Below are 15615 nucleotides of genomic sequence, written 5' to 3'. Positions count from 1 at the left end.
CCCGTATAATACGTTTTCCTCTTTCAGAGTCAAGCGATTATTTCGCGCTTTTCCCTGCTGACCCGGCGGCTTGTTTGCCGTTGTTCCGTGTCAGTGGAGGCGCATTATAGGCAGTTCTTCCGGGCTGGCAAGTATAAAGTGAAAATTATTTACCGACCGCTCACTTTCCAGGCAATTCCGTATCCAGACCTCTATTCTTGCCTGGTTTTTAAACAAAAACGAGCCGTAAGCGGCTCGTTTTTGCGTTTTGTGACTTACTGCACTGCCACAATGCGATCGTTGTTGGCTTCCAGACGGATAACTTTGCCTGGCATCAACTCTCCGGAGAGGATCTGCTGCGCCAGCGGGTTTTCGATCTGCTGCTGGATAGCGCGTTTTAATGGACGCGCACCGTACACCGGATCGTAGCCATTCTCGCTCAGCAGCTTCAGCGCATCGTCGGAGATGTGAATTTCATATCCACGTTCTTCAAGACGTTTATACAGACGCTGGAGCTGGATCTGCGCAATAGACGCAATGTGTTTCTCACCCAGAGGATGGAAGACCACCACTTCATCAATACGGTTGATGAACTCCGGACGGAAGCTATGGCTCACTACACCGAGCACCAGATCTTTCATATGGCTATAGTCCAGTTCACCGAAACGTTCCTGAATCAAATCGGAACCCAGGTTCGAGGTCATAATGACAACCGTATTACGGAAGTCGACCGTTCTCCCCTGCCCGTCGGTCAGGCGGCCATCGTCCAGGACCTGAAGCAGAATGTTGAACACATCCGGATGCGCTTTTTCCACCTCATCCAGCAGGATGACAGAATAAGGACGACGGCGCACCGCTTCGGTCAGATAGCCACCTTCTTCATAACCAACATATCCCGGAGGCGCACCGACCAGACGCGAGACGGAGTGTTTCTCCATAAACTCGGACATGTCGATACGCACCATCGCATCGTCGCTGTCGAACATAAAGTTAGCCAGCGCTTTGCATAGTTCGGTTTTACCGACACCGGTCGGCCCCAGGAACAGGAACGAACCAATCGGACGATTCGGATCGGACAACCCCGCGCGGCTACGACGAATGGCGTTAGATACCGCCTCCACCGCCTCGTTCTGGCCAATTACGCGATTATGCAGATCCTGCTCCATGCGCAGCAGTTTTTCACGCTCGCCTTCAAGCATGCGCGCCACGGGAATACCGGTCCAGCGAGCAAGCACTTCAGCGATTTCGGCATCCGTCACTTTATTACGTAACAGACGCATCGTTTTACCTTCCGATTGCGTCGCAATCTCAAGCTGTTTTTCCAGCTCAGGAATTTTACCGTACTGCAGTTCAGACATCCGCGCCAGATCGCCCACACGACGAGCCTGCTCAATGGCAATTTTTGCCTGTTCGAGTTCAGCCTTAATGGTCTGAGTGCCAGAAAGAGAGGCCTTCTCGGCTTTCCACTCTTCTTCTAACTCAGAATACTGGCGCTCTTTATCGTCCAGTTCTTCATTAAGCATATCCAGCCGTTTCTTACTGGCTTCATCAGACTCTTTCTTCAGCGCCTGCTGTTCCAGCTTGAGCTGAATAATGCGTCGGTCGAGACGGTCCAGCTCTTCCGGTTTCGAGTCAATCTGCATACGGATGCTTGAAGCCGCTTCATCAATCAGATCGATGGCTTTATCGGGCAGCTGACGGTCCGCTATATAACGATGCGAAAGCGTCGCGGCCGCAACGATGGCCGGGTCAGTGATCTGCACATGGTGGTGCAGTTCATAACGCTCTTTCAGGCCACGCAAAATCGCGATGGTATCTTCAACGCTTGGCTCAGCAACAAACACTTTCTGGAAACGACGCTCCAGCGCAGCATCTTTCTCAATGTACTGACGGTACTCATCCAGCGTAGTGGCACCGACGCAGTGAAGTTCACCACGCGCCAGCGCAGGTTTCAGCATGTTCCCGGCATCCATCGCGCCGTCCGCTTTACCGGCGCCGACCATGGTGTGCAATTCATCGATGAACAGGATGACGTTACCTTCCTGCTTCGCCAGATCGTTCAGTACGCCTTTCAGACGCTCTTCGAATTCCCCGCGGTATTTCGCACCGGCCACCAGCGCGCCCATATCCAGCGCCAGCACCCGGCGGCCTTTCAGACCTTCCGGCACTTCGCCGTTCACGATACGCTGCGCCAGACCTTCAACAATGGCGGTTTTACCGACGCCCGGTTCACCAATCAGTACCGGGTTGTTTTTGGTACGACGTTGCAGTACCTGAATAGTACGGCGAATTTCTTCGTCACGGCCGATCACCGGGTCAAGTTTGCCCTGTTCAGCTCGTTCGGTCAGATCGACCGTAAATTTCTTCAAAGCCTGACGTTGGTCTTCGGCTCCCTGATCGTTCACGCTTTCACCTCCGCGCATTTGCTCAATCGCCTGAGTCACATTGGCGGTGGTTGCACCGGCAGATTTCAGCAGGTCGGTCAAGGTACCGCGTGATTCAAGCGCCGCCAGAATAAACAGCTCTGACGAAATAAAGTTGTCGCCGCGTTTCTGCGCCAGTTTGTCGCAAAGATTTAATACGCGAACCAGATCCTGAGACGGCTGAACGTCACCACCGGTACCTTCTACCTGCGGTAAACGACTCAATGCCTGATCGATGGCGGTGCGTAACTGGCCCGCATTAATGCCGGCAGACGTAAGTAAAGGACGAACCGAACCCCCTTCCTGATTCAGTAAGGCGCTCATGAGATGAAGAGGTTCGATAAATTGGTTGTCGTGCCCCAGTGCGAGTGACTGAGCATCAGCGAGAGCAAGCTGGAATTTATTAGTAAGACGATCCAGACGCATAACTCCTCCCATAACAGGTCAAAATTGCTACTGGAGATTAAATGAGGTCATCCCTCAATTATTCAAGGTGAATGACCTGAATTATGCGAAAAGAAAACGGCGCGTACCGGATCGTCTTGATTCTATAGGTTATATCAGCCAAATGAAACTTGCCATACGCCCGGTGGTCTTGTCGCGGCGATATGAAAAGAAATCACTCTTTTCGGTGTAAGTGCAGCGATCGCCGCCGTAGATCTGGCTGATCCCGAGATGAGTCAAACGTTGGCGGGCAAGCTGGTAGATATCCGCCATGTACTTCTCTCCTGCCGGGCGGAAAGCACTCTCTGCCTGCGGATCGTGCGCCATAAAGGCCTCGCGCACTTCCGGACCAACTTCAAAGGCCTGCGGACCAATCGCCGGGCCGAGCCACGCGAGAATGTTATCCGCGCTGTCAGCAAAGCAGGCAACGGTCTCTTCCAGCACGCCGGCACATAATCCGCGCCAGCCAGCATGGGCGGCGGCCACTTCGGTGCCCGCTCGGTTGCAGAAAAGTACCGGCAGGCAGTCGGCGGTCATAACGGCACAGACAGTACCCGGAGTATTGCTGTAAGAGGCATCGGCGCGTTTCGAAGCATAGGGTTCACCGATAAGACTGAGAACAGCCGTACCATGGACCTGCTCGAGCCAAACCGGTTTCGACGGTAACCGACCTGCTGCAAAGAACCGCTTACGATTCTCTTCGACATGGTTGAGATCGTCGCCACAGTGCGCGCCCAGGTTTAATGACTCCCAGGCCCCTTCACTCACGCCACCTGTACGGGTGGAACTACAGGCCACCACGCCACTTGGCGCTGGCCACTCCGGGACAATCAGTTTGGTCATAACCAGTCCACGTCGTCCTTATGCTCTTCGAAATCGGCACGCATGGCGTCGATAAGATCCACCATATCCTGTGGGATTGGCGCATGCCATTCCATCTCGATGCCGGTGATCGGATGATAGAGACGCAGCATGGTTGCATGCAGAGCCTGACGATCGAATTTACGCAGCATCGCAATAAACGCCTCGGAAGCCCCTTTCGGTGGACGCGGGCGGCCACCGTAAAGCTGATCGCCCACCAGCGGATGGGTGATATGCGACATATGCACACGGATCTGGTGAGTACGGCCGGTTTCCAGACGCAGACGCAGACGCGTATGGATGCGGAAATGCTCCATGATGCGGTAGTGCGTGACGGCCGGTTTGCCCATCGGATGAACGGACATATGGGTACGCTTGGTCGGGTGGCGGCTGATAGGCTGTTCTACCGTGCCGCCGGAGGTCATATGACCAATCGCCACCGCTTCGTACTCACGGGTGATTTCACGCAGCTGCAGTGACTCCACCAGACGCGTTTGCGCTGGAATGGTCTTTGCCACAACCATCAGGCCAGTGGTGTCTTTATCCAGACGGTGAACAATGCCCGCACGCGGTACGTCAGCGATCGGCGGATAGTAGTGCAGCAGCGCATTCAGCACTGTGCCGTCAGGGTTGCCTGCGCCAGGGTGGACAACAAAGTCACGTGGCTTGTTGATCACCAGAATGTCATCATCTTCATAGACGATATTCAGCGGGATATCCTGAGGTTCGAAACGGACTTCTTCTTCGATATCAGCATTGATGGCGACGACTTCCCCACCCAACACTTTCTCTTTTGGCTTGTCCCAGATCTTGCCGTTTACCAGCACGCGCTGGTCAAGAATCCATTCTTTTATGCGTGATCGCGAATAATCAGGGAACATTTCGGCCAAAGCCTGATCTAAGCGTTGTCCGAGCTGTTTTTCGGAGACTGTTGCGGTGAGTTCTACTCGTTGTGCCATAGACTGCTTCTTCGTTTAACGTTGGGTTTTACGGCTTTGCCGTTTAATATAGTGTGCTATTGTAGCTGGTCTTAATCGGGAGCAGGAAAGAGATTCTCCCGGACAAACATTTGAGGAAAGTCAAAACGTCATGACGCGCATGAAATATCTGGTGGCAGCGGCCACGTTGAGCCTGGCTTTGGTGGGCTGCTCCGGTTCGAATGAACAGGTCCCTGACAATCCGCCGAATGAAATCTATGCGACTGCTCAGCAAAAGCTGCAGGACGGTAACTGGAAACAGGCGATAACGCAACTGGAAGCGCTGGATAATCGTTATCCATTTGGCCCGTATTCCCAGCAGGTACAGTTGGATCTGATCTACGCCTACTATAAAAATGCCGATCTGCCACTGGCCCAGGCGACCATCGATCGCTTCATGCGTCTGAATCCGACCCATCCTAATATTGATTACGTCATGTATATGCGCGGCCTGACCAACATGGCGCTGGATGACAGTGCGCTGCAGGGCTTCTTTGGTGTTGATCGTTCAGACCGTGACCCTCAGCACGCCCGCGATGCGTTCAATGACTTCTCCAAACTGGTACGCGGCTATCCGAACAGTCAGTACGTGACAGATGCCAGCAAACGTCTGGTGTTCCTGAAAGATCGTCTGGCGAAATACGAATACTCTGTCGCGGAATATTATACTCGTCGCGGTGCATACGTTGCCGTCGTGAACCGTGTTGAAGGCATGCTGCGTGATTATCCTGATACCCAGGCAACACGTGATGGCCTGAAACTGATGGAAAATGCCTATCGCCAGCTGCAGATGACATCTCAGGCTGACAAAGTCGCGAAAATCATTGCCGCTAACAGCAGCAGCACCTGATTCTTCCATAAAGATGCAAAACGGCAGCCTCAGGGCTGCCGTTTTTTTATCCGTTTTAGGATTATGCTGAAGCGGTTTAGCTCGCACCAATCCTATCAACTATGGCCGCATTTTCTCCCGACGACAAGGTAAAAGTTACTTCTTCCTGTCCTGTCTCACAAAAAAAATCCGTTGACAAAAATGGACATTAAAATGTGATTTAGATCACATAAATTGACATTGAGAACGGTATGCTGGAATCACCAAGACGGGAAAGACAAGAGGTAAAATTTATGACAATGAACATTACCAGTAAACAAATGGAAATTACTCCGGCAATCCGCCAGCACGTCGCAGACCGTCTCGCCAAACTGGATAAATGGCAAACACACCTGATTAACCCGCATATCATTCTCTCTAAGGAGCCACAGGGTTTCATCGCTGACGCAACTATCAATACTCCAAACGGCCACCTGGTCGCCAGCGCGAAACATGAGGATATGTACACCGCAATCAACGATTTGATTAACAAGCTGGAACGGCAGCTCAATAAAGTGCAACACAAAGGTGAAGCCCGTCGCGCCGCAACATCGGTGAAAGACGCTAGCTTCGCAGAAGAAGTTGAAGCTGAAGATGAATAATCCTTTACATTGAGTCTATCGCCAACGCGCCTTCGGGCGCGTTTTTTGTTTTTTATTGACAGGGTGAAAACAGTACAGGTACTTTAAGTCTGTCTTCTGAAGGAATCATCCATGACAATTAAACCGTTTTTCTTCGCATTCTTTTTTACCTTCCCCTGACTGGGAGGCGTTTCGTCGTGTGATAAAGAATGCGAAGACGAACAACAAGGCCTCCCACTCCGGGAGGCCTTTTTTATTGATAACGATAATATGATTAAGGCAACGCTATGACACCGGAAAACCCGTTACTGGATCTGCGAGACAAGATCAGCGCTCTGGATGAGAAATTGCTTTCGCTACTGGCCGAACGCCGCGCGCTGGCGGTAGAGGTTGGAAAAGCAAAACTGGCGTCACATCGTCCGGTACGCGACATCGATCGCGAGCGCGATCTGCTGGAACGTTTGATTAACCTCGGCAAGACACACCATCTGGACGCGCATTATATTACCCGCCTGTTCCAGCTGATTATTGAAGACTCCGTCCTGACGCAGCAGGCGCTGCTGCAACAGCATCTGAACAAGACCAACCCGCACTCGGCGCGTATTGCCTTCCTTGGACCGAAGGGGTCCTATTCCCACCTCGCCGCACGTCAGTACGCTGCCCGTCACTTCGAAGAGTTTATTGAGAGCGGCTGCGCGAAGTTCGCGAATATCTTTAATCAGGTCGAGACCGGACAAGCGGATTACGCTGTTGTACCAATTGAGAACACCAGTTCCGGCGCCATCAATGACGTTTACGATTTGCTCCAGCACACTACCCTGTCGCTGGTTGGCGAGATGACGATCCCCATCGACCACTGTGTGCTGGTATCCGGCACTACCGACCTCGATAAAATCGAGACGGTTTACAGCCACCCGCAACCCTTCCAGCAGTGTAGCCAGTTCCTGAACCGCTATCCGGGCTGGAAAATTGAGTATACCGAGAGCACCTCGGCAGCCATGGAAAAGGTCGCGCAGGCCAATTCTCCAACCGTGGCCGCACTGGGCAGCGAAGCGGGCGGCGCGCTGTATGGCTTACAGGTGCTGGAAAGTAACCTGGCGAACCAGACGCAAAACATCACCCGCTTCATCGTGCTGGCGCGTAAAGCGATCAACGTCTCCGATCAGGTTCCGGCCAAAACCACTCTGCTGATGGCGACCGGTCAGCAGGCCGGTGCGCTGGTAGAAGCCCTGCTGGTGCTGCGCAATCACAATCTGATTATGACCAAACTGGAATCGCGTCCGATTCATGGCAACCCATGGGAAGAGATGTTCTATCTCGATATCCAGGCCAACCTGGAATCTGCATCCCTGCAGAAAGCCCTGCGTGAACTGGGTGAGATCACCCGTTCGATGAAGGTGCTGGGCTGCTATCCGAGCGAAAACGTGGTCCCGGTTGATCCAGTTTAACGCGCAATAAACGGGCCCTTTTTCACCCCTGCTACGCTGACGGGCAGGGTGAAAATGGCGCCGGAAAGAGGATATGCCGCCACCTCCTCCGGCTCCATGTTCTCGCGGGTGGTGGTGATAAACAGCGTCTGCATATCATCGCCGCCAAAGCAAACCATCGTCGGATAGCGCACCGGCAACCGGTACTCTTCCAGCTGTTCACCCTGCGGTGAAAAACGGGCGATACGCCAGCCGTCGAACAGTGCGCTCCAGTAACATCCTTCCACATCCACTGCCGCACCATCCGGGATCCCCTCTCCCGGCTGGAAACGACGAAAGACCTCCCGCTTGCCCGGCTCGCCCTGCTCATCCAGCGGCGTGCGGTAGATCACCGCGTTGGGGGTGTCGGAGGTGTACATCCAGCGCTTGTCGTCACTGAATGCCAGACCGTTATGCCCGTGGATATCACACTGGATCACCTCCGGCGTCAGGTCGTTATCGATCCGCATCAGCAGCGCGCCGTTGTAGTCGCCCGGTGCCCAGAAAGTGCCCGCATAGAAGCGGCCAAAATGATCGGTTCCCCCGTCATTAAAACGCGCCAGCTGCGGGTTCGACGGATTATCACAAACCTTGCGTTGCAGCAGGCCGTGTTTGTCCGCCAGCCAGATGCCCGTGCGCATGGCGACAATGAAGCCGCCACCCTCGCGCAGCGCGAAGCAGCCCACCTCTTCATGGAAGGATAAAACCGTATGTTCGCCTGTGGGCAGATGGTAGCGGTGGATCTCACCCTCCAGAATATCCGCCCAGTAGAGGGCGCTTTCCGCATCGCTCCAGGTCGGGCACTCCGGTAAGTGCCCCGTATAGTCAAACAAGACGCGTGGTTCAGCCATGACAGTTCCCCAAAATAAAAAAAGCCAGCAGTGCTGGCTTTCAGTATATACATCATCAGATTACTGGCGACTGTCATTCGCCTGCCGCAGCAGAATGCGGCTTTCGCTCTGGAAACGCTGGGCATAATCGCCAAACCAGTGTTCAACCTTACGGAAGCTGTCGATAAATGCCTGTTTATCGCCGTGCTCCAGCAAGGTGATCGCCTCACCAAAACGCTGGTAGTAACGCTTGATCAGCGCCAGGTTATTGCCCGAAGACATAATGATATCTGCATACAACTGCGGATCCTGGGCAAACAGTCGACCGACCATCGCCAGTTCGAGGCGATAGATAGGCGACGACAGCGACAGCAGCTGCTCAAGCTGAACATTTTCTTCCGCCAGGTGCAGGCCATATGCGAAGGTCGCAAAGTGGCGCAGCGCCTGGATAAAGGCCATGTTCTGGTCATGCTCGACGGCGCTGATCCGGTGCAACCGCGCGCCCCACACCTGAATCTGCTCCAGGAACCATTGATAGGCTTCAGGCTGACGGCCATCGCAGTACACCACTACCTGCTTCGCCAGACTACCGCTGTCCGGACCAAACATAGGATGCAGCCCCAGTACCGGGCCATTATGCGCGGCCAGCATCGCCTGCAGCGGGCCATTTTTTACCGAGGCCAGATCGACCAGAATGCAGTCTTCCGGCAGCGGTGGCAGTTTAGCAATAATCTCTTCGGTGACATGGATCGGTACACTGACAATGACCATGCCCGCATCGGCAACCATCGTCTGCGCCTGCGCCCAGTCCTCTTTTTCGAGAATGCGCACCTGGTAGCCAGAAAGCGTCAGCATCTTCTCAAACAGACGCCCCATCTGCCCGCCGCCGCCGACAATCACCACCGGGCGCAGGGTCGGACAGAGGGTTTTGAAGCCTTTATCGTTCTCACTTGAGTAAGACTCACGCATCACGCGGCGCAGCACATCTTCAATCAGATCCGGTGAGACGCCCAGCGCCTCGGCCTCTTTACGCCGGGATGCCAGCATGGAGGCTTCGCGCTCCGGCACGTAGATCGGCAAACCGTACTTACTTTTTACTTCGCCAACTTCAGCAACCAGGGCCATACGGCGCGCCAGCAAATCCAGCAGCGCCTTATCCACCTCGTCAATTTGATCGCGCAAGGCGGTCAATTCAGCAACCATAACAAACCTCTTAAGCCAGACGCGTCGCCAGCTGGCCGTTCAAATCTTTGTGGATCTCACGCAGCAGCGCGTCGGTGGTTTCCCAGCTAATGCAGGCATCGGTCACGGAAACCCCGTGTTTCATGGCGCTGCGCGGCTGTTCAGATGATTGATTGCCTTCATGAATGTTGCTCTCAATCATCAGGCCAATAATCGAACGGTTGCCGTCTTTAATCTGCGCGACGACGGATTCCGCCACCGCAGGCTGACGACGGTAATCTTTATTCGAATTACCATGACTGCAATCTACCATCAGTGCCGGGCGCAGTCCTGCCTGTTCCATCTCTTTTTCACACTGGGCAACATCTGCCGGGCTGTAGTTAGGTGCTTTGCCGCCGCGCAGGATGACGTGACCATCCGGATTGCCCTGGGTCTGCAGCAGACACACCTGGCCGGCCTGGTTGATGCCGACAAAACGATGCGGCATGGCGGCGGCGCGCATAGCGTTGATGGCGGTGGCAAGGCTACCGTCGGTACCGTTTTTGAAGCCGACCGGCATGGAGAGGCCCGAGGCCATCTCACGGTGGGTCTGCGACTCGGTGGTACGCGCGCCGATAGCGGACCAGCTGAAAAGATCGCCCAGGTATTGCGGGCTGTTCGGATCCAGCGCTTCCGTTGCCAGCGGCAGACCCATGTTCACCAGCTCCACCAGAAGATTACGCGCAATCTTCAGGCCTGCTTCCACATCAAACGAGCCATCCATGTGCGGATCGTTAATTAACCCTTTCCAGCCGACGGTGGTGCGGGGTTTTTCAAAATAGACGCGCATGACCAGGTAGAGGCTATCGCTGACCTCCTCGGCCAGGGCTTTAAAGCGGTGCGCATATTCGATGGCAGTTTCAGGATCATGAATGGAGCACGGACCACAGACCACCAGCAGACGCGGATCGCGCCCGGCAATAATGTCGGAGATGGTCTGGCGGGAGTGCGCGATTTGCGCCTCTTGCTCAACGCTCAGCGGGAATTCCGCTTTCAGTTGATCCGGAGTGATCAGAACATGTTCATCACTAATATGTACGTTATTCAGCGCGTCTTTTTGCATGATTGCGATCCTGGAAGCTCGTTTGCGATAGTTGTTTCCTCAATGAGGAAGCCCAACGATACCACACCAAGTAAAGATTTCAATCCAAAATACGTAAATAATACTTTACATCACCCACTTTAATGCAAAAAACATTCGATTATTGTGTAACGTAAAAATTACAGCGTGCATTGTTACCGCCAGGCTATGCTCAATGAAAAAGGGAGAATGTCTTATGCGCCTGATTGTTACCCCCGTGCTGTGCCTGTTTTTAACCGCCTGTCAGATCGATCCTTACACGCATCAACCCCACTGGACGGGAACCGACTGGTACGATGCCGGAAAAGAAGACGCCATGAGTGGCGTGGCGGTAAAATCCAATGAAAGCCTTGCCGCTAATTTCAACGATCCTAAAGTGGATCGTTCTGATTATCTTCGCGGATATAAAGAAGGGCAGCAGAAAATATGTCAGGAAAACTTTGTTTATGCCTGGGGACTAGCGGGCCGAATATTCCCGGCCAGCTGTGACACAACTGAAAATGCCACTGCCCTTCGTACCGCCTGGCAGCAGGGAATGAATGAGGGGACCAAAGCCAGCCGTTTAAATTAACACTGTCAACCCCGTGCTGTTAATTAAGGTTGAGATTTTACTTAAGCCCTGAATATGTTTTTGGCATAATGACTGTACGCATGAAAAATGGTATTCTGCCGGCGAAACTCAAGGACTACTAATTCCAGAGTGGTATAACGGATTCTGGTGTGTAACTTTTTTCTTATCTCCTGGCACCGGGTGGCATTGATACTAATGTTGTCAGTGCCCTGTGGGTTCGCTATGGGCGGAACATTATCCGAAACGGATAAATCAGTACGTTCTATTGTCTCCGGGATTGTGAGTTACACCCGTTGGCCTGCGCTCTCCGGCAAGCCGAACCTGTGTATCTTTGCCTCTTCCCACTATGTCGGGGCGCTCAGTAACCCGGGTCCGGACATACTGCCCTACACTCCCGTTATTATTCATGACGACAGGGAAGTATCGAGTGCAGACTGTCATGCCCTCTATTTTGGCAGCGAATCCCAGCCCCATCAGCTTGAATTAAGCCAGGCGTTGCATGCCAGACCTTTACTATTAATTGCGGAGCAAAATCCACAATGCCTGACAGGTAGTGCATTCTGCCTGATAATAGACAGTGCCAGAGTCAGGTTTTCCGTTAATCTGGATGTGCTGTCGCGCAGCGGAGTCAGAGTTGATCCTGATGTGCTAATGCTCGCACGGAATACAAAGCATGAATAAGGAAATGTTCTTAGCGCCGCGTCTTACATTCAAAAGGACCCTGCGGCGCATCAGTATAATTAGCGTCCTCATTACAATGACGCTCGTCTGGTTATTATTGTGCATTGCTTCCGTGATAACGCTGAAACAGTATGCGCAACAAAATCTGGAGTTAACCAGCGCCACCATGAGCCGCAGCCTGGAGGCCGCGCTGGTATTTAATGACGCCACTGCCGCCAACGAAGCCCTGGCCTCGCTCGGCAAACAAGGGCAGATCTCGGCGGCGGAACTGCTGGATCGCTACGATCATCGTTTTGCCGCCTGGTCGATGGGGCCGAACGACGAGGCGGATCCGCTCAGCCAGTTGGTCAGCCAGTGGCTGTTCCCGCATCCTATCCGCCAGCGCGTCTGGCATAACAATTTACCGATCGGTGAGTTGCACCTTACCGCGCGGGATAGCCTGATCGGCAACTTTCTCTGGACGTCGCTGGCGGTATTAACCGGCTGTCTTCTGCTTGCCTCTCTGGTGGCGCTAACTATCACCCGCACCCTGCACAATGGTGTGGTGGCCGCCCTGCAAAACATCACCGATGTGGTGCATGACGTACGTACAAACCGCAACTTCTCCCGCCGGGTATCCCGGGAGCGTATTGACGAATTTCACCGCTTCGGTCAGGACTTCAACAGTCTGCTGGATGAGATGGAAGAGTGGCAGCTAAAATTGCAGGCTAAAAATGCCCAGCTGATGCGCACCGCCATGCACGACCCGCTCACCGGCCTGGCTAACCGGGCCGCTTTCCGCACCCGGATTGCGGCCCTGATGAATGATCCCACCACCCGGCCCCACACCGCCCTGCTGTTCCTGGATGGTGATGACTTTAAACGTATAAACGATACCTGGGGCCATGCCGCAGGGGATTGCGTGCTGATTGAAGTGGCCCGCAGAATGGTTGAATTTGGCGGAGAACAGCATCAGTCGTACCGTCTCGGTGGGGACGAGTTTGCCATCATTTTGTATGGCGTTCATTCGGAACAGGAAGTGCTACGCCTTTGCGCCGCGCTGAGGCAACAATTCAGCCCGTCCTATGACCTGCACAACGGGTTCTCCTCCCGCATGTCGCTCAGTATTGGCTACGCCCTGAGCTGGCAGCATCACTCCGTTGAAGCCTTACTGGAGCAAGCCGACCGGAATATGTATCTGGTGAAGCACCAGCGTTCGAAAATCACCTCCTGGAAAGAAACACATGATGTTTAGGCGATACGTCGCGGATAATAATCCCGGTCAGGGACGTGCCGAAAACTCCCGCGTGGCGGTGGCGATCGGCACGTCCTGAGCCATTACTCCCGTGATTCGGTCAGGGAGACTCGCGCGGCCCTGCGCCAGCGTAGCCAGTCAATAACCACAAACAGCGCCAGGCTACAGCCCATCACCGGCATCATGAGGCCCAGCGCTATGCTGACGGCTAAAGAGGCCACGCGTCCCCCCGGCGGCAACGCCAGCCAGCTCTGATAAAGGGTCTGCGCCGGATCCGTTGCTGTCTGTCGGGGGCGACGCATCCACCACATCCGGTAGCCCCAGACAATCATGACGCACAGCGCGATACCAAAGGCGATCAGCACCAGCTGGTTTGGCAGGCCAAACAGCACGCCCATATGGAAATCCACGCCCCAGCGGGTCAGTTTGGCCATCAGCGGGTAATCCGTAAATCGGGTGCGGTCGACCACGGTCAGGGTGGCAGGATCCACGGCAACCGCATCAACCTGCGTCGGCCAGCGGCGATCGATCTCCGTCACCGTCCATGCCATTGCCTCTCCCTTCGCCGGACGTATCTCCAGCTTCGTAGCATCAATCCCCGCCGTATTGGCCGCCTGCAGCACGCCGTCGTAGAGGGCCGGGTCAGGCTTCATCTCTGGCATAGACGGGGTCATGTGATGACCGTGGTGCTCAGCATGGGGATCGACGGCTTCCGCCGGACCCTGTAATTGCGTATTTACCTGCGGCGTGAGCCAGTTCATCTCTGCCCGCAGTTTATCCACATTGCCGCCCGCCCACCGGGACCAGGTCAGGCCGGTCGCCGAGAAGAGCAGCATGCCCACCAGCAGTATCCAGCCGAGGGTAACGTGCAAACGACGGCGATTCTGAAAGCGATTGTTGATGCGCCGTTTTGGCCGGGTGTAAAACCACAGGGCAATCCCGCCCAGCGCGGCGATCCACATCCAGGAGGCAGCCAGTTCGCTGTAATGACGTCCCACGTCCCCCAGCAGCAAAGACTGGTGCAGATAATCAATTTTCTGACGCAACGGCAGGATACCGCTGGTGCCGTAGACGGTGATATCCCCACGCACCTCAAGGCTGACCGGATCAATAAAGATGGCCCGGCTCTCCGAGGCTTTCAGCGCCGGGTCAACGTACATCACCCGGGTGCTTTCCCCGGCGGCGAGGCCCGGACGTACCGCCTGGAGCCGCAGCTCCCCGCCGGTGACTTTTTCCGCCACCGCGATTTGCTCAGCCAGCGGGCGCGCAGTGCCCGGGGTTTCGCTGAACAGCGCGTGATGATAAAGCGCGTTTTCCAGCTGCGGCGTAGCGACATACAGCGTCCCGGAGAGCGCAGCGATAAAGATAAACGGTCCGACAAACAGACCAATATAGAAGTGAAGACGACGCAGCAGGTTGCCCCATGCCGCGCGCGGAGTGCAGGTAGTCATGCTTTCCCTTTTTAAGGCAAAAAGTTATCGATACACCGGGGTGTACGTTTTTTTACGTGGATTAAGCAGACAGGTGCGGCGGCGCGCGGGTATCGGGACAGAGCCAGGGGAAGAAATGCCAATGGTATACGGCGGGTCGCGGCGGCGTGAGGCGCTGTCGGAGTATGACTGCGCTTAGCAGCATCACCAGCGCCAGAATCACCCCCGGCACGTGGGCCAGCAGCACGCAGTAACCGCAGGCTTCGGCATGGTCGACAGGCGTACTTTCCGGCGGTGTATGATGGTGCTCCGCCATCATGCTCATGTCATGGTGCATGCCGGGCATGGCACTCATGGGATCTTTTTGCAACGAGACAGAGACCAGCGGCGCAAAGACGATCATCAGGATCGCAAATAACGCGAGACCTGCCGCGATACGTTGCCACTGTGCCTGATGCTGTTTAGTCGTCACTTCCCCTCCGTCAGAGCGGGGCATTGTAAACGATTTATGACGCAGACGTTAACGTACAAGGCTCTCAGAGATAAAAAAAGGGCCGGCCTTTCGGCCAGCCCTTTTTACAGGATGTCGCTTAAGCGAATCTTAGTTCAGACGCTCTTTAATACGAGCAGACTTACCAGTACGCTCACGCAGGTAGTACAGTTTAGCTTTACGTACAGCACCACGACGTTTAACAGCAATGCTGTCAACTACCGGAGAGTGAGTCTGGAAGACACGCTCAACGCCTTCGCCGTTGGAAATTTTACGAACAGTGAATGCAGAGTGCAGACCGCGGTTACGAATAGCGATAACCACGCCCTCGAATGCCTGCAGACGTTTTTTGGAACCTTCAACAACCCATACTTTCACTTCCACGGTATCACCCGGACGGAAGGAAGGTACGTCCTGCTTCATCTGCTCTTGTTCAAGTTGCTTAATAATGTTGCTCATAATTTAATCTCTTATCCTG

The 15615-nt window shown here is 54.4% G+C and carries 16 protein-coding genes and 1 other annotated feature; of the genes, 7 read left to right on the top strand and 9 right to left on the bottom strand.

The annotated features are described in order from the left end of the window. Window positions 1-254 precede the first annotated feature (254 nt). From clpB to rluD, 3 genes are all read right to left on the bottom strand, one after another. Complete coding sequence (gene clpB / locus WFO70_RS21850; RefSeq protein ID WP_337019301.1) at window positions 255-2828, bottom strand: ATP-dependent chaperone ClpB; 2574 nt, start codon at window positions 2826-2828, stop codon at window positions 255-257. A gap of 129 nt (window positions 2829-2957) precedes the next feature. After that, window positions 2958-3689, bottom strand: coding sequence for a purine nucleoside phosphorylase YfiH (yfiH, locus tag WFO70_RS21845; RefSeq protein WP_337019299.1), 732 nt, complete (start codon window positions 3687-3689; stop codon window positions 2958-2960). Beyond that, window positions 3686-4666, bottom strand: a complete 981-nt coding sequence (gene rluD / locus WFO70_RS21840; RefSeq protein ID WP_337019297.1) for a 23S rRNA pseudouridine(1911/1915/1917) synthase RluD — start codon at window positions 4664-4666, stop codon at window positions 3686-3688. The genes yfiH and rluD overlap by 4 nt, the downstream gene beginning before the upstream one ends. Window positions 4667-4796: 130 nt before the next feature. Between rluD and bamD the strand changes: the two genes are divergently transcribed. The 4 genes from bamD to pheA all read left to right on the top strand — a co-directional run bounded on the left by bamD (window position 4797) and on the right by pheA (window position 7581). Beyond that, entirely contained in the window at window positions 4797-5534 is a 738-nt protein-coding gene (gene bamD / locus WFO70_RS21835) for an outer membrane protein assembly factor BamD (protein ID WP_337019296.1), read from the top strand. A 272-nt stretch (window positions 5535-5806) separates the two neighbouring features. After that, on the top strand, window positions 5807-6154 hold the full coding sequence (gene raiA / locus WFO70_RS21830; protein WP_337019294.1) for a ribosome-associated translation inhibitor RaiA: 348 nt from the start codon (window positions 5807-5809) through the stop codon (window positions 6152-6154). 110 nt (window positions 6155-6264) lie between these two features. Then, window positions 6265-6390, top strand: a sequence feature (Phe leader region). Then, window positions 6266-6313, top strand: a complete 48-nt coding sequence (locus WFO70_RS21825; RefSeq protein ID WP_193312005.1) for a hypothetical protein — start codon at window positions 6266-6268, stop codon at window positions 6311-6313. It overlaps the preceding feature by 48 nt. A gap of 30 nt (window positions 6391-6420) precedes the next feature. After that, the gene (gene pheA / locus WFO70_RS21820; RefSeq protein WP_337019293.1) at window positions 6421-7581 is read left to right on the top strand and encodes a bifunctional chorismate mutase/prephenate dehydratase; all 1161 of its coding nucleotides are present in this window, start codon (window positions 6421-6423) and stop codon (window positions 7579-7581) included. Here pheA and WFO70_RS21815 read toward each other — a convergent pair. The 3 genes from WFO70_RS21815 to aroF are packed head-to-tail and all read right to left on the bottom strand — an operon-like array spanning window position 7578 to window position 10713. Then, a complete protein-coding gene (locus tag WFO70_RS21815) occupies window positions 7578-8450 on the bottom strand; it encodes an SMP-30/gluconolactonase/LRE family protein (RefSeq protein ID WP_337019291.1) in 873 nt (290 codons plus the stop codon). The two genes, pheA and WFO70_RS21815, sit on opposite strands and share 4 nt — an antisense overlap. Before the next feature lie 60 nt (window positions 8451-8510). Beyond that, complete coding sequence (gene tyrA, locus WFO70_RS21810; RefSeq protein ID WP_032613244.1) at window positions 8511-9632, bottom strand: bifunctional chorismate mutase/prephenate dehydrogenase; 1122 nt, start codon at window positions 9630-9632, stop codon at window positions 8511-8513. Between the two features lie 10 nt (window positions 9633-9642). Continuing rightward, entirely contained in the window at window positions 9643-10713 is a 1071-nt protein-coding gene (aroF, locus tag WFO70_RS21805) for a 3-deoxy-7-phosphoheptulonate synthase AroF (RefSeq protein WP_142486760.1), read from the bottom strand. 214 nt (window positions 10714-10927) lie between these two features. Here aroF and WFO70_RS21800 point away from each other — a divergent pair, with 214 nt between their 5' ends. The 3 genes from WFO70_RS21800 to dgcN all read left to right on the top strand — a co-directional run bounded on the left by WFO70_RS21800 (window position 10928) and on the right by dgcN (window position 13217). Beyond that, window positions 10928-11302, top strand: a complete 375-nt coding sequence (locus WFO70_RS21800; RefSeq protein ID WP_337019288.1) for a DUF2799 domain-containing protein — start codon at window positions 10928-10930, stop codon at window positions 11300-11302. A gap of 195 nt (window positions 11303-11497) precedes the next feature. Continuing rightward, window positions 11498-11983 (top strand): YfiR family protein, encoded by a 486-nt coding sequence (locus WFO70_RS21795; protein WP_337019286.1) that lies wholly within the window; start codon window positions 11498-11500, stop codon window positions 11981-11983. After that, window positions 11976-13217, top strand: a complete 1242-nt coding sequence (dgcN, locus tag WFO70_RS21790) for a diguanylate cyclase DgcN (protein WP_337019284.1) — start codon at window positions 11976-11978, stop codon at window positions 13215-13217. Before WFO70_RS21795 ends, dgcN begins: the two co-directional genes overlap by 8 nt. A gap of 83 nt (window positions 13218-13300) precedes the next feature. Here dgcN and WFO70_RS21785 read toward each other — a convergent pair whose 3' ends face one another. From WFO70_RS21785 to rplS, 3 genes are all read right to left on the bottom strand, one after another. After that, window positions 13301-14668 (bottom strand): PepSY-associated TM helix domain-containing protein, encoded by a 1368-nt coding sequence (locus WFO70_RS21785; protein WP_337019282.1) that lies wholly within the window; start codon window positions 14666-14668, stop codon window positions 13301-13303. 61 nt (window positions 14669-14729) lie between these two features. Next, window positions 14730-15143, bottom strand: a complete 414-nt coding sequence (locus WFO70_RS21780; protein ID WP_337019280.1) for a DUF2946 domain-containing protein — start codon at window positions 15141-15143, stop codon at window positions 14730-14732. Window positions 15144-15248: 105 nt separating this feature from the next. Beyond that, a complete protein-coding gene (gene rplS, locus WFO70_RS21775) occupies window positions 15249-15596 on the bottom strand; it encodes a 50S ribosomal protein L19 (protein WP_002914145.1) in 348 nt (115 codons plus the stop codon). Window positions 15597-15615 lie beyond the last annotated feature (19 nt).

This window comes from Leclercia sp. AS011 (assembly GCF_037152535.1).
Lineage (GTDB): Bacteria > Pseudomonadota > Gammaproteobacteria > Enterobacterales > Enterobacteriaceae > Enterobacter.
The sequence above is the reverse complement of the archived record's forward strand: the minus strand, read 5'-3'. Positions and strand labels throughout refer to the sequence as shown.